Genomic DNA, 897 nt, shown 5'->3' on the forward strand with positions numbered 1-897 from the left:
GCCCGGATCGCGTCGAGCGCGGCGGGCGTACGCAGGGTCACCTCGATGGCCGGCAGCCCGCCCGCCACGAGGGCCCGCGCGAGCGGTACGGCGTCGGCGGCGTCGTCCAGGACGACCACGGGGACGACGGGGGCGAGGTCCAGGACGGAGGTCATACCGGCATCCTGCCGGGGGGTGTCGCAGGGCGCAACGAGCGTTGCACCCTGCGCAACGGGGGTCAGTGGATCTGCTCCACGACCACGTCCAGCGACCGCGTCCGGGGGCAGCATCCACGTACCGCCGACGCAGCCCACGTTCGCCAGCGCCAGATAGCGGGGCGCCGAGGCGAGCGAGATGCCGCCGGTGGGGCAGAAGCGGGCGGCCGGGAACGGTCCGGCCAGCGAGGTGAGGTAGGCCGTGCCGCCCGCCGCCTCGGCCGGGAAGAACTTCATCTCGCCGATCCCGCGCTCCAGGAGCGCCACCACCTCGGAGGCGGTGGCGACGCCGGGCAGGAACGGCAGCCCGGACGCGGTCATCGCGTCGAGCAGACCCGCGGTCCAGCCCGGGCTGACCAGGAAGCGCGCCCCGGCCGCCGCGGCCCGTTCGACCCCGGCGGCCGACACCACGGTCCCGGCCCCGACCACGGCCCCGGGGACGCTGTCCGCGATGGCCCGGATCGCGTCGAGCGCGGCGGGCGTACGCAGGGTCACCTCGATGGCCGGCAGCCCGCCCGCCACGAGGGCCCGCGCGAGCGGTACGGCGTCGGCGGCGTCGTCCAGGACGACCACGGGGACGACGGGGGCGAGGTCCAGGACGGAGGTCATACCGGCATCCTGCCGGGGGGTGTCGCAGGGCGCAACGAGCGTTGCACCCTGCGCAACGGGGGTCAGTGGATCTGCTCCACGACCACGTCCAGCG

2 pseudogenes are annotated in these 897 nt (G+C 75.8%); both read right to left on the reverse strand.

Annotated features, from left to right (window positions below):
• Positions 1-155: pseudogene (locus ACJA3G_RS37765) on the reverse strand (keto-deoxy-phosphogluconate aldolase); the annotation flags it as partial.
• Between the two features lie 84 nt (positions 156-239).
• Positions 240-803: pseudogene (gene eda / locus ACJA3G_RS37770) on the reverse strand (bifunctional 4-hydroxy-2-oxoglutarate aldolase/2-dehydro-3-deoxy-phosphogluconate aldolase); the annotation flags it as partial.
• Positions 804-897 lie beyond the last annotated feature (94 nt).

The organism is Streptomyces sp. YS-3, assembly GCF_045257485.1.
Lineage (GTDB): Bacteria > Actinomycetota > Actinomycetes > Streptomycetales > Streptomycetaceae > Streptomyces.